Annotated in this window: 16 protein-coding genes; 10 read left to right on the top strand and 6 right to left on the bottom strand. The window is 43.7% G+C overall.

Features of this window, described 5'->3' with window-relative positions; all coding sequences use genetic code 11:
- Position 1 precedes the first annotated feature (1 nt).
- Both SHALO_RS15605 and SHALO_RS15610 read left to right on the top strand, forming a co-directional pair.
- Positions 2–1,585, top strand: coding sequence for an efflux RND transporter permease subunit (locus SHALO_RS15605; protein ID WP_069477468.1), 1,584 nt, complete (start codon positions 2–4; stop codon positions 1,583–1,585).
- Positions 1,572–3,227 (top strand): efflux RND transporter permease subunit, encoded by a 1,656-nt coding sequence (locus tag SHALO_RS15610; protein ID WP_069477469.1) that lies wholly within the window; start codon positions 1,572–1,574, stop codon positions 3,225–3,227. Before SHALO_RS15605 ends, SHALO_RS15610 begins: the two co-directional genes overlap by 14 nt.
- Positions 3,228–3,256: 29 nt before the next feature.
- Here the strand turns inward: SHALO_RS15610 and SHALO_RS15330 are convergent, their stop codons facing one another.
- On the bottom strand, positions 3,257–3,424 hold the full coding sequence (locus SHALO_RS15330) for a hypothetical protein (RefSeq protein ID WP_158513706.1): 168 nt from the start codon (positions 3,422–3,424) through the stop codon (positions 3,257–3,259).
- Positions 3,421–3,669, bottom strand: a complete 249-nt coding sequence (locus tag SHALO_RS04075; protein WP_037958366.1) for a DNA-binding protein — start codon at positions 3,667–3,669, stop codon at positions 3,421–3,423. Before SHALO_RS04075 ends, SHALO_RS15330 begins: the two co-directional genes overlap by 4 nt.
- 220 nt (positions 3,670–3,889) lie before the next feature.
- On the opposite strand from SHALO_RS04075, the gene efp reads away from it, so the two are divergent.
- Genes efp through SHALO_RS15615 form a run of 3 tightly spaced genes read left to right on the top strand, consistent with a single transcriptional unit; the run spans position 3,890 to position 6,626 of the window.
- On the top strand, positions 3,890–4,453 hold the full coding sequence (efp, locus tag SHALO_RS04080; RefSeq protein ID WP_069477470.1) for an elongation factor P: 564 nt from the start codon (positions 3,890–3,892) through the stop codon (positions 4,451–4,453).
- Positions 4,453–5,022, top strand: a complete 570-nt coding sequence (locus SHALO_RS04085; RefSeq protein ID WP_069477471.1) for a DJ-1 family glyoxalase III — start codon at positions 4,453–4,455, stop codon at positions 5,020–5,022. The genes efp and SHALO_RS04085 overlap by 1 nt, the downstream gene beginning before the upstream one ends.
- Positions 5,016–6,626, top strand: a complete 1,611-nt coding sequence (locus tag SHALO_RS15615) for a methyl-accepting chemotaxis protein (RefSeq protein ID WP_069477472.1) — start codon at positions 5,016–5,018, stop codon at positions 6,624–6,626. The genes SHALO_RS04085 and SHALO_RS15615 overlap by 7 nt, the downstream gene beginning before the upstream one ends.
- 29 nt (positions 6,627–6,655) lie before the next feature.
- On the opposite strand, the gene SHALO_RS04095 is transcribed toward SHALO_RS15615, so the two are convergent.
- Positions 6,656–9,589, bottom strand: coding sequence for a MutS-related protein (locus tag SHALO_RS04095; RefSeq protein WP_069477473.1), 2,934 nt, complete (start codon positions 9,587–9,589; stop codon positions 6,656–6,658).
- Between the two features lie 116 nt (positions 9,590–9,705).
- Between SHALO_RS04095 and SHALO_RS04100 the strand changes: the two genes are divergently transcribed.
- Genes SHALO_RS04100 through SHALO_RS04115 form a run of 4 tightly spaced genes read left to right on the top strand, consistent with a single transcriptional unit; the run spans position 9,706 to position 12,998 of the window.
- The gene (locus SHALO_RS04100) at positions 9,706–10,119 is read left to right on the top strand and encodes a DUF2721 domain-containing protein (protein ID WP_069477474.1); all 414 of its coding nucleotides are present in this window, start codon (positions 9,706–9,708) and stop codon (positions 10,117–10,119) included.
- Positions 10,116–10,955 carry a CvfB family protein gene (locus tag SHALO_RS04105; protein ID WP_069477475.1) on the top strand — a complete coding sequence of 280 codons (840 nt, stop codon included), beginning with the start codon at positions 10,116–10,118 and terminating at the stop codon, positions 10,953–10,955. Before SHALO_RS04100 ends, SHALO_RS04105 begins: the two co-directional genes overlap by 4 nt.
- The gene (locus tag SHALO_RS04110) at positions 10,952–12,169 is read left to right on the top strand and encodes a BaiN/RdsA family NAD(P)/FAD-dependent oxidoreductase (RefSeq protein ID WP_069477476.1); all 1,218 of its coding nucleotides are present in this window, start codon (positions 10,952–10,954) and stop codon (positions 12,167–12,169) included. The genes SHALO_RS04105 and SHALO_RS04110 overlap by 4 nt, the downstream gene beginning before the upstream one ends.
- A gap of 1 nt (position 12,170) precedes the next feature.
- Entirely contained in the window at positions 12,171–12,998 is an 828-nt protein-coding gene (locus SHALO_RS04115) for an alpha/beta hydrolase (protein ID WP_145923223.1), read from the top strand.
- Here the strand turns inward: SHALO_RS04115 and SHALO_RS04120 are convergent.
- The gene (locus SHALO_RS04120) at positions 12,949–15,759 is read right to left on the bottom strand and encodes an autotransporter outer membrane beta-barrel domain-containing protein (protein WP_069477478.1); all 2,811 of its coding nucleotides are present in this window, start codon (positions 15,757–15,759) and stop codon (positions 12,949–12,951) included. The genes SHALO_RS04115 and SHALO_RS04120 overlap by 50 nt on opposite strands.
- Positions 15,760–15,983: 224 nt before the next feature.
- On the opposite strand from SHALO_RS04120, the gene SHALO_RS04125 reads away from it, so the two are divergent.
- Positions 15,984–17,603 (top strand): diguanylate cyclase domain-containing protein, encoded by a 1,620-nt coding sequence (locus SHALO_RS04125; RefSeq protein ID WP_158513710.1) that lies wholly within the window; start codon positions 15,984–15,986, stop codon positions 17,601–17,603.
- A 59-nt stretch (positions 17,604–17,662) separates the two neighbouring features.
- On the opposite strand, the gene hemJ is transcribed toward SHALO_RS04125, so the two are convergent.
- Positions 17,663–18,178, bottom strand: a complete 516-nt coding sequence (hemJ, locus tag SHALO_RS04130) for a protoporphyrinogen oxidase HemJ (RefSeq protein ID WP_069477480.1) — start codon at positions 18,176–18,178, stop codon at positions 17,663–17,665.
- Positions 18,179–18,240: 62 nt separating this feature from the next.
- Positions 18,241–18,543 carry a N(2)-fixation sustaining protein CowN gene (cowN, locus tag SHALO_RS04135; protein WP_025343992.1) on the bottom strand — a complete coding sequence of 101 codons (303 nt, stop codon included), beginning with the start codon at positions 18,541–18,543 and terminating at the stop codon, positions 18,241–18,243.
- Positions 18,544–18,563: the final 20 nt, after the last annotated feature.

An 18,563-nucleotide genomic window follows, 5' to 3' on the forward strand; every position in this document is an offset into this window, starting at 1 on the left:
AATGAAGTACAAAGAGCGATACCTCGCAGGCTACTTAGCGCGCCTTTTTTTGAAAAATCCGCTGACAATGATTTTAGGGGTCAGTTTGATTGCTTTGGGGGTGATCGCACTCTCGTTAATGCCCAGAGAAGAAGACCCGCAAATCTCGATCAGCGGTGGTGTGGTGATTGTCTCAATGCCTGGTGCGAGTGCGGCAGAAATCGAGCAGATGATTGTCCGCCCACTCGAGAGGCGCATCAAAGAGATTAAAGGTGTGGAGCACATTTACGGGATTGCGAGCGATAATGTGGGCATTGTGAACGTGATGTATTTTATCGGTGAAAACCGCGAGGCGTCGAACCTCAAATTCTACGATAAAGTGATGCAAAATATGGACCAACTCCCCCAAGGTGCAGCAACACCACTGGTGCGTCCTTTTGACATCGACATTGACATTCCCATTCTTTCCATCGCTTTTTACGCCAAAACGCCTCAAGGGGTGGATAACGTAAGCCTTTACAAGCGCGTGGAAGCCTTTCGCAATTCTTTGGGCAATGTGGACAATGTCGCTAAAACGCAGATCAAAGGTGAGTACAAAGAGCAGTTTAACATCGAGATTGATCTTCCTAAACTCTCCGCTTATCATCTCTCTTTGGAGCAGATCGTAGGCTCGTTAAAATCACTCACTGCCTCCTCTCCTGAAGTAAAAAATAGAACGCACGAGGGAAAATTGATCGTTTTTGGTGTGAAAAATGCGTTAGAAAAAGTCGAAGATATTCAAAATCTGATCGTGGCAAATGTGGGCGGTTCGGTGGTGTACCTAAAAGACATTGCCGCCGTTTCGTTAGGAGAAGAGGTTCAAAACAAACAAAGTGCGCAGATCAGCTACAAACAAGGCGAGACCTTTACCACTTTGCAAGATCAAGTCACGCTCAGTGTTTCCAAACTCAAAGGCTCCAATGCTGTTGTGATCGCACGTGATGTGATCACCCGTCTTGATGCTTCCAAAAGTGCTCTGGAGCGTGAAGGCATTGGCTACATCGTAACGCGAAATTACGGTGAGCGCGCCAACGAAGCGGTGAATGAGCTGGTCTTTCACCTGCTGATTTCCATCGTGATTATTGCCCTTTTGCTGATCTTTATTTTGGGTTGGAGAGAAGGGTTGATCGTCACCCTCACGGTTCCTGCCATCTTGGCGATTACGATTTTTATCGCTTACATGAGTGGGCAAACGATCAACCGCATTACGCTTTTTGCCTTTTTACTGAGCCTTGGGCTTTTGGTCGATGATGTCATCGTTGTCATCGAAAACATTCATCGCCATCTGCACGCGAAAGAGGCAAAAGACAAAGCAATGGATGAGTTGCTGATTGAAGCAACCGACGAAATAGGCGCTCCAACAAACTTAGCAACGATTGCGATCATCTTAACGATGGTGCCGATGGCATTTGTGGGGCAGATGATGGGTGAGTTTATGAAGCCGATTCCACTCAATGTCCCTGTGGCGATGCTCTCTTCTTTATTGATTGCGTATATTTTTACACCATTTTTAGCGCGAAAGCTTCTTAAAAAGCCAACAAAAGGAGAGAGTCATGCAAAAATTTGAGTCGTTTGTCTACTCTCTTTTAATGGAAAAGCGTAAGAAAAAGCTCGTGCTTCTTTTAACATTTTTAGCATTTGTTTTAGCCGTGCTGATGTTTCCTACTAAAATTGTCTTAGCTAAAATGTTGCCGGGGAAAAGTACGAACACATTTTCGATCTATATTGATCTTCCGAGTGGAAGTTCGTACCAAGAGACCGACAGGGTCAATGCGTGCGTTGTGGGTATTTTGCAAAAAGAAAAAGAGATTCAAAACATCGAAGTCTTTAATGGCATGGGCTCTCCTTTGGATTATGCAGGGTTAGTGAAAGGCTCGGGGCTTAAAAGCGGCGAGCAAAGCAGTGAAATTGTGGTCAACCTCAGTGGGATTCATGAACGAGATGAGCGTTCCTTTGCGATGGTTCATCGTTTGCGTCCTCTCATCCACCAAGCATGTGAAACCTTAATCCCAAAGACCTCCATCAAGATGGTCGAACAACCCGCCGGTCCTCCAACGATGGCAGCCGTGGTGGTCGAGTTGTATGGAGAAAAAAGTGAGCCTTTAAACGCTTTAGCCGGAAGAATCAAGCAAATTTTAGCGCAAACCAAAGACCTCGTCGATGTGGATATTCTTTCCGATGAGGTGTATGAGAAGTACGCGCTTATCCTTGATAAAGAAAAAGTTACCCGCTCTCATCTTAGCATCGCGCAGATCAATGCACTTTTGTACCTTGCCTTTGAGGGCTCCCATGTAGCCCATAAAAACAGTGAAAATTCCCCTGAACAAATTCCGCTTTATCTGGTACTTAGCTCGCCTTCCAAGTCGCTTCCACATGCTTCCAAAGAGGAGCTCAGCGCAAAACTGAGTGAGCTTAAACTGCTGAATGCTCAAGGAATGATGGTGCCGCTCTCCGAGATGGTGCGTGTTGAGAGAGTCGCTTCGAGTCCGACGATAATGTCCAAGAACCTTCAAAAGATGGTCAGCATCGTAGCCGAAGCCGATTTGGTTTCGCAAGTCTATCCGCTTTTAGATGCACGCTCTAAAATCAAAGAGTCATTGGGAGAGGAGTTTGAAATAAGCAGAAGTCATCTGTTCGATCTCACGCTCAGAGATAAAAAGAGTGGTGACGTGTATGAACTGGTTTGGGATGGCGAGATGAAAGTGACGATGGACACGTTTCGTGACCTCGGCGCTGCGTTTATCGCAGCACTTCTTTTGATTTTTTTGTTGATGGTCGTTTACTACAAAAGCTTTGCGCTCTCTGGCATTGTGCTCTTGGGGAGTTTTCTTTCGATTATTGGCGTGATCATCGGGCATTGGATCATGGATCTTTTTTCCTCGACGACCTTTTTTCTCACCGCGACATCACTGATTGGGTTTATTTCACTGATGGGAATTAGCTCTCGAAATGCGCTTTTATTAATTGATTTTGCGCAGACATTGATCAAACAAGGCACTCCAAAAAAAGAGGCAATAGCAGAGGCGAGTGCGACCAGAGCGAAGCCGATTATGCTGACGGCGGCTGCGATTATTTTAGCCAGCACGCTTCTTGCGACGGATCCTATTTTTGGGGGATTGGGGGTTGCGTTGATCTTTGGAACGATAGCGGCTGTGATCGTATCGTTGATCGTGGTTCCGGTTCTTATGGACAGTACGAAGGCACTTTAGAAATTCTTACATGTAAACGATTGGGCAACTTAGCGTTTTACATGTAAGAGTTTTCGACGCGTTGAAACCAACAGGCGCATCATACGGTAGACAAAAAAACGTTTCGTCATGATGTTTATTTTACGGCAATTCTTATCTTTCAAACACTCAAATACCTCTTCTAACGCCAACTTCTCACTCACGGATAGATTTGTCATACCGTTCCTTTTTGCCCATCGTTTATTTTGCGCACTAATCTCACAATATCTTCATCTTTTAACATTCCGAGCATATTGAAAACCACAGGAATGCCCATAGGCGCGCTACTTCCAAGTCTCCACTCTTGATAGGTACGCATGGAAATACCAAAGGTTTCCGCCATCTTTTTTTGAGAAATTTTCTTCCCCATATTTTCGGCTTCAATGGCATTATGCAAAAGATTAATAATATCGCTTGTTTTCATCGTGTGATGATACTGAAAAATGTATTAAATATAAATTAAAAGGTATAAAATATGCTAATTAATTTATATATTAAATAATATAATGAATTATATATCTTTTAAAATGTTAATTATATCATTTATTTTGTTTTAAACATACACTATATTGTATAAAAATAGGTCGCTTTGTAGTCGTAACTTTTTTCGCTATAATGACGAAAACTAAAATTTAGGAGAATGTATGGCCTCTATAGGAATGGGCGACTTAAAAAAAGGGTTAAAGATCGAATTAAACGGTACACCGTATAAAATCGTCGAGTATCAACATGTCAAACCAGGCAAAGGTGCAGCCTTTGTACGTTGTAAAATCAAATCATTTATGGATGGCAAAGTCATCGAAAAAACATTCCATGCGGGTGATAAATGTGAAACGCCACATCTTGAAGATAAAATCATGCAATTTTTATACGATGATGGCGAATTTTTACAGTTTATGGACAGCGTTACGTATGAGCAAATCGCGCTAACACATGATCAAGTCGGTGAAGCATCAGACTGGATCATCGATGGTATGAATGTCGATATGCTTTACCATAATGGTAAACCAATCAGCGTTGAAGCGCCTCAATTTGTTCAGCTTAAAATTGTCGAAACACCACCAAACTTCAAAGGCGACACCCAAGGTGGTAAAAAACCAGCAACGCTTGAGAGTGGTGCGGTTGTTCAAGTGCCTTTCCACGTCGTTGAAGGCGATGTCATCAAAGTTGACACCGTTCGTGGCGAATACTTAGAAAAAGTAAAATAGTGCCCAAAGTTCTTCTTCCTTTAGCCATTGGCTTTGAAGAGATAGAGGCTATTGCCATAGTCGATATTTTAAGACGGGCTAGCGTAGAAGTGGTGATGGGCTCACTTGAGGGCTTACATGTAAAGGGTGCGCATGGCATAGAAGTCATAGCAGATACTCTTTTGTGTGAGCTTGAACATCAAGACTTCGATATGATAGTCCTCCCCGGAGGACTCCCTGGAGCTACCAATCTAGCCAAAGATTCCAAAGTTCAAAGTTTACTGCAAGACTTTGATAAAGCAAACAAACACATTGCTGCCATTTGTGCAGCGCCTTTAGCGCTTAAAAGTGCAGGTGTGCTCAAAAATCACTACACCTGTTATCCCTCTTTTGAAAATCAGATTAAACATCAAGGTTATAATGCCGATATTAATGTTGTTTGTGATGCCAATATTACGACTTCCAAAGGACCTAGTACGGCGATGGAGTTTACACTCAAACTCGTTGAAATTCTTTGTGGGGAAGAGATGGCTCAAAAACTCTCAAAAGATTTATTGCTCATTAAAAAAATAGGAGATAGAACATGTTAACAACTATTAAAGGTAAGCTCACATTACTGCTTGCTGTAGTGATTTTAGGTTTTGGTATTTTGGGTTATGAGATGATTAAACTTAGCCATGATGGTAAAATGGCAGCTACAAGGCATTTGACTATTTCCGAAGTTGATTTATCATTGGCGCAATGTATGATGGAACTTAGAGGTTATCAGCTTTTAGGTAAGCCTGAGAGACTCAAAGGGTTTGAAGATAATTATCAAATAGCGATAAAATCTATCGATTCACTTGTTCCTATTTTACCTTCCAAAGTCAATCAAGACAAAATTGCCAGTATCAAACAAGGTACTGAAGCGTGGTACAAACTCAATGTCCCTCGCCTTGAAATTTTAAAAAAATATGGTGCAAAAATTAATGAAAGCTCTTTTGCACAAGAGCATAAAGCTGAGTATGAAACACTTGCAACTTTAACTAAAGAATCAGCTAGTACTTTTGATAAGGTAATGAATGAGACAGATGCCTTAAAAGAAAGTGTCAAAAAAATCAACTTTGAGAGACTTGATACCAATGAAACGATTGGTGAAATAGTTCTAGGTATCGTGCTTATTGTCATTTTAATCATATGTTTCATCATTACTAACTCTATCAAAGCTTCTGTGGCAAAAGCAAAAGAGGGCTGTGAAAAGATTCGTCGTACAAAAGACTTGAGTGCGAAAATAGAATCAGGAGCAAAAGATGAGATTAGTGAAATCGTAGAGGCTATCAATGCCGTTGTTTCAGATGTCGCATTTGCTTTAAATGAAGCCAAAGGCAATGCGGTGGAAAATGCTTCGGTAGCAGAAGAACTCTCCAACACCAGTCTTCAAATCGGAAAAAGAGCAGAAGAAGAGTCAAATGTAGTCTCTCAAACAACACACGATGTTAGCGTTGTGGCGCAAGAGATGGATGAAGCAAGTAGCCAAGCTAAAAAAGTTAAAGAGGTTACTTTCCAAGCACAAAAAAGTCTTTCTATTGCGCAAGATTTGCTAGACGAAACTATTACGCAACTAGGTCAAACAGTACAAGCAGAAGCTGCTATCAATGAACGACTCAATCATCTCGCAGGCGAAGCACAACAAGTTAGATCTGTATTAGATGTTATCGGTGATATAGCAGACCAAACCAATCTTTTAGCCCTTAACGCTGCTATTGAAGCAGCGCGAGCAGGAGAACATGGGCGTGGATTTGCCGTCGTTGCCGATGAAGTGCGAAAATTGGCGGAGCGAACCCAGAAAAGTTTGGTAGATACCAACGCAACGGTGAATGTCATCGTTCAATCCATCGGCGATATCAGCGGCGAGATGAATGGCAATGCGAAATGCATCCATGAGTTAACGGAATTTTCCACCAAAGTCACGACTCAAACGAGTGATGCAGTGGCGATGTTGGCACAAAGCGTTGAAGCGACGGACGAAGTGGTTAACAAAGTCGATTCCAATGTTAAATTGATTCAAAGTGCAGTTATTGAAAAAATTAGCACGATTAATGAACTCTCAAGCTCGAATGCAAGAAGTGTCGAAGAGATCGCCTCTGCGGCTGAACATCTCTCCAAGTTAGCCGGTTCACTCAGCAGTACGCTCTCCCAGTTTAAAACCGCGTAAACTTTACATGTAAAGAGTAGAAATACTCTTTACTTCTCTTCGTAGTGGAGTTTTAAACCGTCACTGCCCATCACAAAACCGCTAATGACGATCTTTCCCTCATGCACCAGTTTATGATGTTTTGCACACAATGGGATAAGGTTGTAACGGTGATTTTGGTGAAAGTGGTCGATGTTGCCGTGCTCATCCGCACACTCTTGCGCTTTGATGTGATGCACTTCATCCACGTATTCATCGCACAGCGCACACTTGGCAAGGTAGAGGTTTTTGTTGTATTTACTGCGTTTTTTCTGCTTTAAAAGCTCTACATCACCCAGTTCTCCCGCAAGGCTACGACGAATGTCGTACGCGGTTTTGATGAACGTTGGATCCATATGCAATGACTTGGCAAACTCCAAACCATAGAGCGAACTACCACTGCCAAGCTCTAGTTTTCGATTGTAGAGGAGCTTGTCATTCTCTTCATCGTAACTCACGCCTAGATGCAGGTAAATCACTTTTTTGAGTTCCGCAATCAGAGGCAGGTTGTTCAGTTGATGCAGATGGGTGGCAAAGACGAAAAACGAGCCCAGCGTGTGCATCTTCACCACGCTACTCGCGACAATCGCCAACGCCGATTCGGTCTCCGTTCCATGGCTGATCTCATCGCCCAAGACGAGGGAAAACTCCGTAGCACGGTTGAAAATATTTTTAAGCTCTAACATCTCAACGGTGAAGGTCGAAAGCCCTTTGTAAAGATTGTCGTGACTAATGATACGCGTAAAGATTTTATCAAAGAGATGAAATCGCAAACTCGCGCACGGCACAAAAAATCCCGCTTGTGCCATGATGACCGCGATACCAAGACTTTTCATTAACGAAGATTTTCCACTCGAGTTGATGCCATAAAGCAAGATGCCTTGCACATCGTTTTCACGGCACGCTTCAAGGGTCACATGATCGTGGGTGATCTCTGGCGCACTGTGTCCTAGGAAAAGATCGTTGGGAATATAGATGCCATTCTCTTCGCGTGATTCGATGAGAGGATGGCGCAGTCCAATGGCTTCAATAAAGCGGTTTTTCTCCTGCATCGGCAAAAGTTCAGGGCGGACGTAGTTGTATAAAATAGCGCATTTGGCATTGCTGAGGGCTACATCAAGCGTTCCCACAAACGAGATGAGGTGCTCTAACGTCAGAGCATAATGCGTTTCGATTTTTTCCAACATCTCATCGTAGCGCTGTTTGACCAACGCGATCATTTGAAGGTTGCTCAGCGTAATCTCTTGAGAAATCTCCTCAATCAACGAGGCGGAAATCTTCACGCTGTTTTTGAGGTGTTTGTAGCTAAAATCTTTGAAAAAGTAGTGCTGCTCACCAATGGTGATAAAGCTTTGCATGAGCTTTTCTTCAATGAGTGCAAAACGGTTTTTGCTCATCGCGATGTAATGCCCTTCGCTCTCTAGCCATTCGATGCTCAGCGTCGTACGATTGCTCTCTTCAAAGAGTGCTTCGATGTGGCTTGCGATGTGTTCAAGGGCACTAAAACGCTCCTGTTTGCTCTGTTCGATCTTGTCGATTTGCGGAAAAACACCTTTTTGAAAGAGGTTTTCACTGATCTGGTCTTTACGAAACTTCGCGCAACTGTCTAAAATAAAGGTGTTTTTGAGCATTAAAAGCAGCGCTTCACTCTCATCAAAAAGCTCTTTGGGCGTAGGTACTTTCTTTAGCTCTGCTTCTTTTAAGATGCCCAAAATCGCCTCAAGCGAAGTGCCGAGGTAATCGAGCTCCAACGGGTGCAATTTTTTAAGCGCAATGCGTCTTAAAATGCGCTCCAAATCATACACTTGCTTGAGCGCGATCTCAAATTTTTTAGAGTCGCTGATCAGCTGAGCACTGAGATCAAAACGCTCATTGAGGGTTTTAAGATCACAAATGGGATTAAGCAGGCGCTCTTTCAACAGTCGTTTTCCAATGGCGGTCGAGGTTTGATCGATCAGGTTTAAAAGCGTCATCTCCGAAGGGTTTTTGGAGATAATGTCGAGCTGTTCTAGGGCGTTGTTGCCAATGTAGAGGTAGCGACTGTTACCAAGCAGGATAGGGCGGCTCATCTTCTCGATGATATTGGCATCGTGCTCGATGATAAAATCGCACAAAATTGCTAACGATTCACTCGCGTAAGGGTAGCGCTCGATGTCGAGGTATTCGATAGGCGAGAGCAGGGAGCGAATCGCGTAAATGCGCCCAAAGAGTTCATTTTGATAGGTTACTTTGAGGCGCTCTTTGTTGATGCTGTGCGCGACACTGGGGGTGATTTCAAGGTAATTTTGAACCCACTCTTTATCGATACTTTCTGTGTTAAACGTGAGTACAATTTCGCTGGTTTTATAGGTCTGAAGTAGGTTGAAAATCTCATCCAGCGCGTAGGTTTTATCTTCCCTTGTGCCGTGCACTTCGTTGATGATGGTCTTGCCCGTTGTGACATCAATCGCGCTGTAGCCGATGGAATAGATTTGATGGTTGCAGTCTACGAGCAGTGAAACAAGGTAGTTTTCACTGGGCTCAATGAGATAATCAAAGTTGGTACCAGGGCTGATGATATTGGAGATGTAGCGCTTGACGTGGGGTGGCTCGCCTTTTTGGCGGACTAAAACGATCGTGTATTTTTTCGCTTGTACCAGACGACTCAAATAGCGATCGAGCGAAACGGAGGGGATGCCTGCAAGCATGGGATTTTGTATGGAATTTTCTAAAATGGATTTGTTTTTGCGCGTGAGTTGGATGTTTAAAAGCTCACTGACTTCTTTGGCTTTGCCGATTTGATGGGTTTCATTATTGACTTCGTAGGTTTCAAAAAAAGAGCCAATTTCCATAAACACAATCGTATTTTTGCCATATTTTGCTTCAAAAAAGAGCTGAAGATCGAAGTAAATTTCAGTCAGGAGTCTCTCTTTGGAGCAGAGCATTTGCGCAATATTTTCAAGCATTCGTGTTGTTTCCACTTCGTTAAAGTGGCTAGATTATAGCGCAGGAAAGCATAAAGTTTGGTTTGGTAAAAGCCGTTTTAAGGTACAATAAAAGCACTTATTGTAAAAGGATAACTATGGAGATTGAAATCTCAACCCCCGCCCTTTTGTTCCCTGCCGTTTCACTTTTGCTACTGGCATATACCAACCGTTTTTTAGCGGTTGCGCAACTGATTCGCATGCTCCACCGTCAATCCAGTGAGCGCGAAAATTGCGAAGAGTACAAACAGATCGGCAACCTTAAACACCGTTTGGAACTCACCAAATGGATGCAATTTTTTGGCGTACTTTCCATCTTGCTCTGCACGCTTTCGATGTTTGAGCTTTTTTTAGGACTTTTTGGCATCGGCAAACAGATTTTTGGGCTGAGCCTCATTGCAATGTGCTTCTCTCTTTTCATCTCCCTTTGGGAAGTGATGATCTCCACTAAGGCTCTCAATATGGAGCTCAGCGATATGCACGATCGCTGTAAAATAATCGAGGATAAATGAATCAATATTTACTAGTAGGCGAGAAAAATCGTCTTAAAATCAACCGTTACACCGACAATGGCGTTTACCTGATCTGTGATGATCAAGACGAAGTTCTCATGCCCAACCAATACGTCACCTACGCGATGAAAGAGGGCGATGAGATCGATGTTTTTGTCTATTTTGACTCGGAAGATCGCATCGTGGCAAGTACCACCTTTCCCAAAGCAATGCTCGATCAATTTGGCTGTTTTGAAGTGGTTGATGTGACGGCATTTGGTGCCTTTTTAGACTGGGGTTTGCCTAAAGATTTGTTGGTTCCCAAAGCACTTCAAAAGTTTCCGTTTTATGTGGGAATGAAGGTGATTGTTCAGGTCAGTTTGGACGATGAGACGGGGCGCATCATTGGCTCTCAAAAGTACAACGACTTTTTGAAAAAAGATTTGAGCGCACTCAAGCTCAAACAAGAGGTCACAGTATTGGTGCGCGAGCGTACCCCGCTTGGCTTTAAAGTCATCGTCAATAACCTTTACGATGGGCTAATTTTTCACAATGAGATTTTTGAAAACATCGAAGTCGGCGATGAAAAAGTGGGTTACATCAAAACCCTTCGCAAAGACGGCAAACTGGACATTGTGTTGCGTCCTATTGGCGATAAAAGCGACGAGGTCGCAGTCGCTAAAATCGTTGAGATTTTAAGCCTTACGGGAGGTGCGTGCGAGATGAATTACAAGAGTACGCCTGAGCTCATTTCGGAACGTTTTGGGTTGAGTCGTAAGGCGTATAAACGCGCCCTTACGAAACTCATTGAGGCGAAAAAACTTGAAGTGAACGATGAAGGTATGAAGCTTTTATGAGTCGTATTGCCATCATTGGAGCGGGAGCATCTGGGCTTGTCTGCGCCATCGAAGCTTCCCGCAAAGGACATAGCGTCACGCTGTTTGAAAAAAACAGCAAAGTTGGGCGCAAAATCCTCGCCACCGGCAATGGCAAATGCAATATCTCCAATGAAAAAATCAGCATCGAGCGCTATCATGGCGAATCTGCAAGCTTTGCCAAAGAGGCGCTGAGACGTTTTGACACCTTTACATGTAAAACGTTTTTTCGCACGTTAGGACTGGAAATGCGCGAGGGCGAAGAGGGCCGTCTCTACCCGATGAGCCATCAAGCGTCCAGTGTGGTCGACATGCTGTTGCATGAAGTGAGGTCTTTACATGTAAACATTGTGCTGGAATCTGAAGTGACCAAAATCGAGAAAAAAGATGCCACATTTGTTTTACATGTAAACGCTCAAACGCACATTTTTGATGCCTGCGTGATTGCCACAGGAAGCGTTGCGATGCCAACCCTTGGGAGTTCTGGCAGTGGATATGGTTTTGCAAAAACTTTGGGACACAGCGTCATTGAGCCGTACCCTTCCTTGGTGCAGTTTGTGTGCGATGAGCCGCATCTCAAAGAGGTGAGCGGTGTGAAGATGGACGCAAATGTCGAGCTTTACATCGACAACCAAAAATGCCAAAGCGTGCAGGGCGATCTGCTTTTTACCGCGTACGGGCTCTCAGGTTCGGCGATTTTAGATCTAAGTCGCAAAGCGTCTCATGCGTTGGTTAACCATGAATCCGTGCATGTCGTGCTCGATCTTTTTCCCACGCTTTCGCGTGAAGCATTGACCTCTCTGCTTCAAAAAAGACTGTGTGTTGCCAAAGACAAATCGCTCTCGTTGTGGCTTGAGGGGATGATTCCTAAAAAATTAGCCCATTTTATCATCGAAAACACAAAAATAACGCATATCAAAGAGGCATCTTCTTTGGGAGCGAAAGAGATCAAAAAGATCGTCTTTGCTTTGAAAGCACTGCGTTTACATGTAAGGGCGACCAAGGGATTTGAAAGTGCGGAAGTGTGCGCAGGTGGCGTGGATGTACGAGAATTAGACGCTAAAAATCTAATGTCAAAAAAGATAGCCAATCTCTATTTCTGTGGCGAAGTTTTGGACATTGATGGCGATTGTGGAGGGTTTAACCTTCATTTTGCATGGGCTTCGGGTTATGTGGTCGGACAATCTTTGCATTGATATGAAAACATTTTTCGCTCTTTTGTGTATGGTTCTGCTGTGTGGTTGCGCAAGCTCTTCGCTTTCGATCGCATCGCTTCAAGCTCCCTTTTTTACCCCTGAAACACTTCCAACATCGCTTCCCCTAAAAGCGCAACATCGCCATCTCAATGCCACAGAGCCTCTTTGGATCGTGATCGAAGGTGATGGGTATGCGTGGAAAAGCGCTTCGATTCCTTCTTCTAACCCAACTCCGCATGATCCTGTGGGCTGGAGATTGGCTACGTCCATTCATGCGGACAATGTGCTCTATCTTGCGCGTCCATGCCAATATTTGAATGAAATAGAGCTCCAAGCGTGCAGTGTCAGTGACTGGACGGATGGACGGTTTGCGCAAAAATGGGTTCTGATAATGAACGAAGCGATCTCCACCATCAAAGCACGCTATGGTTACTCCGAGATTATTTTGGTGGGCTATTCGGGTGGAGGGACGATGGCAGCACTCTTAGCGACAAGGCGCAATGATGTCAGTTTGCTGATAAGTGTGGCTTCGCCTTTGGACGTAAGTGCGTGGAGTGCGTATCATCGTGTTTCGCCTCTTTTGCAATCGCTTGATCCTAGCGATGAGCGTGCTAAACTCTCGACTATTGCGCAGATTCATATCGTGGGACAAAATGACAAGGTTGTGCCACCTTTGTTGGCGCGAGAGTTTATCTCAGGGTATGTGAGTTCGAAAAAAGCGCGTATCATCGAAGTGGAGGCAGACCATACGATGCGTCTGCCTCTGGATCTTGTGGAAATTAGAAGGTCATTCTTAAACTCAATTGATGCGCAAGATAATCCTCTTTAGCTTCTAGGGTGTAGCCGACGCGAACGGTGTTCTCTTTGTCGCGTATACATTCATACGAGAGGTCTAATTGCACCGCGTCTCTTGGTGCTTCGGCATTGGTGACACTAAAGGTCGAGCCGCCACTGATAAATCCTGCTGTTGTGGTGGCTTCATCGGCAAATTCATGCAAGTAGCGAAGTCCCACAAGATAGGTTGCATCATTGCCATCGCGATACGCATATTCCGCTCCTACAATACTCTTAATTGAAGAGGCGTCATTGGCGTTTACATGTAACGCTCCCGAGCCTCCTTTTTCAGTGTAGCTTTGCGTCCAGTTGTAGCTGTATTGCGCTCCTATCAAAGGTTTGAAACCACCTTTTAAAGGGATTCCCGCTTCCACTAAGGCACCGAGTGCATAACCGTTGTATGAGCTCTCTTCGGTTTCATCAAAGCCCGAAAATGAGACGGCACGTTTGCCATTGTAGTGGTTAAAGGTTCCAATCACTGAACTGTTTAACGTATAGTCTTGGTCTGTTTTCCCATAATAAGCGCCTACATGTAAAGAGTTAATGGAGGTGTTGTCGCCTTGGCTTTCATCTCTGCCGTAACTTTTGGCACCTGTGTATCCGCCAGAGAGTCCAAAAATCTCTGTGGAGCTTAGCTCCAACTCATGCCCAAGTGCAACGCCCACGGCGTCTACTCGGTAGCCATCTGAGCCTTTGTAACTCTTTTGTTTTGCCGTATTGCCCAAGATCTCCATCCAGTAGGTTCCCTCTGCTTCATCCCCTGCAGAAAGACCGCTTTGTGTTGGAGAGCTGACATTATTCATTCGGTGTGAAAAGGCTCCAAAGAGTGTATTTTGCGCGACATTAACGGTTTGTGCAACGCTATTGTTGGTCGTTGGACTGAGCTGTTTCATCGCATTTTTAACCTCTTCGTTTGAGGAAAGCGCATAGAGGCTGTTTAAAAGCGATGAGGAGTCATCGGAACCCAATGCGTTAAAAAGTGCTTGATTGTTGGAACTCATCGCATTGAGCGTTGTGGTATCGTAGGTAGATGTCACTATAAGATCATTGCCTGTTTGGCTCAGTGAAAAATTGACAAGGGCTGAAGTATCGAGAATGCTGAGCTGAGAAACATTCGCATTCAGCGTGCCTGCCGTTAGAATGGTGGAATTTAAACCATTTGAGACACTGCCTACAATAACGGGTTTAATGATAGTTCCATCGGCTAATGTGACCGTCCCTGAAAAACTGAGCGTCTCTGCAGACGTTCCGCTCAAACGTGTCTCAAGAATCGCGCCGCTTTGCGTTGTCAAATTTTCAAATCCACTGAGCGATGTACGAGCACTCAAGGTTTGGGCGCTGCCTAAAACAACCGTATCATCACCCAATCCTCCCACAATGGTTCCGCTAATCGTGCCCCCTAAGAGAGACAGCGTATCATCGCCACTTCCCAGATCAATCGCAAGTCCATTTTGCCCTGTAATCGCTCCATAATTGGTTAAAGTATCGTCTCCCGCTCCCATTTGAATCGCCGCACCTGCGGTTGTGGATGAGAGTGCATCGACCAAAACGGCACTGCTTCCGCCGATTATGACACCCGTAGCGTTATTGACAATCACATCATCGTAATCCCCAACCAATCCAATCGCCGCTTTGGTTGCTCCTTGAATCGTACCGCTATTTGTAATTATAGCTGCTCCGCCCACTGCAGTCGAGGTTCCTCTGCCTGAACTCATTACCGTACCATTGGCGCCATCATCGATCAGAATACCCACGGATTGTCCGTAAATCATTGCACCAGCATAATTGGTAATCGTACCGCCACCCGCAGCAATTCCTTCAGCACCGTTGGCATAACCTGATGAATCCACTCCACCCGCACCTAAGCCTTGAATCGTTCCATAGTTGGTAATGGTCGCAATACCATCAATGTCAACACCGTCACCGTCGCCGTTAAGGGATGTCGGATCATTTCCTGTGTAAACGTTCCATGCTCCTGCATAACTTCCTGTAATGGTTCCATAGTTTATGACGGTTGCGGTACTATCACTGCCAACACCTGAGCCATTATTGCCTGTAATAACGCCTGTTGCATAGTTGGTGATCGTAGCGCTACTCCCATCGCCCAAATCAATACCATGACGAGGACCACTAATCGTACCCCAATTGTTAATAACGGCATTGGTTCTATCATCTTCTACTGCAACACCGTCGTAAGCACTAATATCATCATGCGAGCCATCTGCATCTTTCGTGTTTACGATACCTGTAGAAATAATTGTTCCATAGTTATTTAATGTCACATTGCTACCAATGCGGATTGCATCATTATTGCTTGCAGAAATTAAAGCAGAAGAACCGATGGCAGAGCCATTGTTAATAGTGCCACCTACTGAAAAGTTTTTATCGGCTTTAATAGCACGACTACCATCAAGTGCCGTACCACTTTGAATGATGGAACCTTCGTTATTAAGAATAAACGTAGTAGCGGCTCGATCAAAACGGATTGCTTCTGAAGAGCTACCTCCTGAAGCTTCTATCACAGCACCTTCGGCGATCGAAATAGTAATATTGGGTGTTCCAGCGCTACTATCAATAGCCCTTCCTGAACTCACCAAAAGTGTTGCATCTTCTTGAAGCGTAACAGTGCTTGTTCCTGTTAGAATACTGATAGCACTTGTACTCGTTGTGTTGCTTGCAATTGTAAAATCAGTTGCATGTAACAGGGTGGCAGATAAAGTCAAAGAGAGCAAAGCATAGCGACTGTAGCGAATCATAAAATCCCCTTTGTGTGATCAAATCCAAATTTGCTAATAATCCTAAGAAAAGAGTATTACCATTTAATTACATTTTGGAAAATTTATTTATAATATCAACCCAATAGGTTTAACTATAGCTTTGTATTTTCTTTGTGAATTAAGGTACAGACAAGTAGAATAACAGCCTTAAACTCATAGTTTAGTGAGAGTAAGTCTTACGTATTATGTTCAAAAGAGGTGCCGTGTTTACGCTGAAATACGATAGTTTTGATAAAATTAAAAATAGCATTATTGCGAGGGTTATTTTATTTGCATGTGTTATGATTCTTATTGGGGGATTAACACGGTATTACCTCTCCGTCAATACCATCCATTCAAATCTTTTTAAAATTATTTCGATTCATCAAGAAGCGCTTGCCAACGAGGCGGCTAAAGAGATCACGCATGATATAGATGTTCGCAAAACGTTGCTTTCACACATCGCTTCTCGCATGCCTTTAGGATTGCTTGAAAGTCCAAGTCAACTTCAAAGATGGCTTGGTGAGTTGCATGGGTTTAATCCGCTCTTCTCCAGTGCTTTGTTTGTGCTCAATGAAGAGGGAAGTTTGATCGCAGGGACGGGTTCTGAACTGTTAGAGGGTGAAAAAGCGTATGCTAGTGATGATTTTTTTAAGCGTGCGTTTACCCACGAGTTTGTGATTGGAACCCTGAAGGTCAGTAAGCGTTTAAACGAGCCCGTTCTTTCTATGGCGATGCCGATCAAAGATGCTTTGGGGCATGTGCGTGCCATTGTGGTAGGGATGACGTATTACGATGCCACGTTTTTCAATCGTGTCCTCAATGGGCGCATTGGCAAGACAGGCGGTTTCTTGCTGATTGATGCGAAACAGCAAATTTTCATTGCTGCGGCGAACAAAGAGCTGATACTCAAGCCCACACCTCCAAAAGGGAAAAACCTCTTGCATGACAAAGCGTTGGAGGGTTTTAGAGGCAGTGATATCACGATCAACACCGATGGTATCGAAGAATTATCGGCGATTGCCTCCATTCCCAACACCGACTGGTTTGTTGTTTCTCGCATCCAAACTAAAGAGGCTTTTGCGATGGAAGGTAATATTAAAACAACCCTAATTCAAGCTCACATTATTAGTCTCATCATTGCTCCAACCATACTGTTTCTTTTCTTGTTTTTCTTTTTTAGACCGCTTCGAACGTCGGCTTCTTTGGCAAACAAAATGTCTCTTGGCGAAGTTCCTCTCAAACCACTGCCGATCAAGAGAATGGATGAAGTGGGGTATTTGACGGTTGCGTTTAACCGCTTGATGGCGATGCTTTTAGCGAGTCAAAAAGAACTGAAAGAGATCGCACACTATGACTATCTGACCAAGCTTCCTAACCGTTTTTTGATGGTCGATCGGTTGGAGCAAGCTTTGGCACGGTGTGCACGAAATAATACACACGTGGCGCTATTTTTTATGGATTTGGATGGATTTAAGGCGATCAATGACTCTTTGGGGCACAGTGCAGGAGATGAAGCACTGGTTGAGGTTGCAAAGCGTTTTTCAGCATTGATACGCGAGAGTGATACATTAGCGCGTGTGGGCGGTGATGAATTTGTAATGGTGCTGAGTGACCTTGATAGCGATCTCGCTTCTGCAACAAATGCCGCACATTTAGTTGCACGAAAGTGTATTGAAGCCTTAAAAGAGCCCTTCTTATTTCAAGGCAATGCCAAAATCTTGGGAGTCTCCATCGGTATGGCAATGGGCGACAAAGAGAGCAGGGTTGATACCTTGATAGTTGAGGCGGATACAAAAATGTATAAAGCTAAAAATGCAATACATTCCAATTTTACTGAATAGTAATGCAATACATTACATTTTGTTTACATGTAACGCTATTTAAGTGATAAAAGGGAAAATCATCCTTTATGTTTCGGTTGCTGGAAAATCATGTAAATGACAAAGGCAAAAAAAGCGATCGTAATGGAAGTAAAAAGCAGTGAAAACGTTTTGACCACAACGTAAGCGACGATCAAAATAGAGAGCAGGGTTGGCACTTCATTGTATGCGCGGAAGAATTTGCCACTTTGAGTGCATTCATCGTTTTCCAACTGCACACGGTAGTATTCCAATGAAAAGGAGTAAGCGGTTAAAAGCGCAACTACCGTTAATTTAGCGTAAAGCCATTCGCCTGATTCAAATAAAATAGGGTTGATGATCAGCATCGCCGCACCGCTTAAAAGTGTTGCCCAAAAGGCAGGCAGACCGATGTACTTATAGATTTTGTACTCTTGAATCTTCACCACTTCGACAAATTCGCTTTTATGTGCGTGTTCAACATGGTAGACAAAAAGACGCGGCAGATAAAAAAGCATCGCCATCCACGACATAAACGACATAACGTGAAAGGTTAAAATCCAACTGTAATACTCCATCGCTCACTCCTGCAAAATAGTAAAGCAATTATAGCAAGTGTGAGAGGTTTTTTAAGGGATTTTTAACAGCATTCCATTTCAGCTTTTTCCATCAATTCGATTCCTTTTTCAAACGCATACGTTTCAAAAAGAGCCGAAAGATAAAAAACATGCGAGCAGATGTGGTACAAAATGTCCTTAGAATCATGCTTAGCAAAAATAGCCTTGTAATCTTTAGGTATCAACGTCTCAAAACGAATCCACAAACCATCTTTCGCTTCAGGGTAAAGCTCAAAAAGCTCATACATCGCATCTAACACTTGGGTCGCATTTTCATAGCAGTCGATGTTATGAAAACTGACATATCGATCGCGAATTTCGTCCATCTTATTGTGCCTTTTTAAGC

The sequence above is a fragment of the Sulfurospirillum halorespirans DSM 13726 genome (assembly GCF_001723605.1).
GTDB lineage: Bacteria > Campylobacterota > Campylobacteria > Campylobacterales > Sulfurospirillaceae > Sulfurospirillum > Sulfurospirillum halorespirans.

Excerpts from the sequence above, each read along its gene's own strand:
- cowN (WP_025343992.1), bottom strand. The coding sequence starts at position 18,543 with ATGGACGAAATTCGCGATCGATATGTCAGTTTTCATAACATCGACTGC.
- SHALO_RS04120 (WP_069477478.1), bottom strand. The coding sequence starts at position 15,759 with ATGATTCGCTACAGTCGCTATGCTTTGCTCTCTTTGACTTTATCTGCC.
- SHALO_RS04075 (WP_037958366.1), bottom strand. The coding sequence starts at position 3,669 with ATGAAAACAAGCGATATTATTAATCTTTTGCATAATGCCATTGAAGCC.
- SHALO_RS04110 (WP_069477476.1), top strand. The coding sequence starts at position 10,952 with ATGAGTCGTATTGCCATCATTGGAGCGGGAGCATCTGGGCTTGTCTGC.
- SHALO_RS04100 (WP_069477474.1), top strand. The coding sequence starts at position 9,706 with ATGGAGATTGAAATCTCAACCCCCGCCCTTTTGTTCCCTGCCGTTTCA.
- SHALO_RS04115 (WP_145923223.1), top strand. The coding sequence starts at position 12,171 with ATGAAAACATTTTTCGCTCTTTTGTGTATGGTTCTGCTGTGTGGTTGC.
- SHALO_RS04095 (WP_069477473.1), bottom strand. The coding sequence starts at position 9,589 with ATGCTTGAAAATATTGCGCAAATGCTCTGCTCCAAAGAGAGACTCCTG.
- SHALO_RS04105 (WP_069477475.1), top strand. The coding sequence starts at position 10,116 with ATGAATCAATATTTACTAGTAGGCGAGAAAAATCGTCTTAAAATCAAC.
- efp (WP_069477470.1), top strand. The coding sequence starts at position 3,890 with ATGGCCTCTATAGGAATGGGCGACTTAAAAAAAGGGTTAAAGATCGAA.
- hemJ (WP_069477480.1), bottom strand. The coding sequence starts at position 18,178 with ATGGAGTATTACAGTTGGATTTTAACCTTTCACGTTATGTCGTTTATG.
- SHALO_RS15605 (WP_069477468.1), top strand. The coding sequence starts at position 2 with ATGAAGTACAAAGAGCGATACCTCGCAGGCTACTTAGCGCGCCTTTTT.
- SHALO_RS15330 (WP_158513706.1), bottom strand. The coding sequence starts at position 3,424 with ATGACAAATCTATCCGTGAGTGAGAAGTTGGCGTTAGAAGAGGTATTT.
- SHALO_RS15610 (WP_069477469.1), top strand. The coding sequence starts at position 1,572 with ATGCAAAAATTTGAGTCGTTTGTCTACTCTCTTTTAATGGAAAAGCGT.
- SHALO_RS15615 (WP_069477472.1), top strand. The coding sequence starts at position 5,016 with ATGTTAACAACTATTAAAGGTAAGCTCACATTACTGCTTGCTGTAGTG.